Origin of the sequence: Klebsiella sp. K47, from assembly GCF_051858335.1 — a bacterium.
GTDB lineage: Bacteria > Pseudomonadota > Gammaproteobacteria > Enterobacterales > Enterobacteriaceae > Klebsiella > Klebsiella pneumoniae.
The window spans coordinates 1-213 of record NZ_JBPYUI010000552.1; the positions used below are offsets into that span (position 1 = coordinate 1).

Below are 213 nucleotides of genomic sequence, written 5' to 3' on the forward strand. Positions count from 1 at the left end.
CACCCTTAACCCAGCCCAGGCCAACGGCGAAGCGCTGGACGTTCGTTTGGTGGACGCGGCCGGCAATACTTCTGCCCCGCTGCAATTCGATGCCCCGGATATCACCCCGCCCGCGGCGGTCAGCAACATCGTGGTCGGCAACGGCGGCCAGGCCCTGAGCGGGCGTGGCGAAGCCGGCGCCACCGTCGAAGTGCGTGATGCCAACGGCACGGT

At 68.5% G+C, this 213-nt stretch carries 1 protein-coding gene; it reads left to right on the forward strand.

Annotated elements, in window-relative coordinates; translation table 11 throughout:
- On the forward strand, nt 1–213 hold a 213-nt coding region (locus RRF55_RS29180), incomplete at both ends, for an Ig-like domain-containing protein (protein ID WP_439419477.1).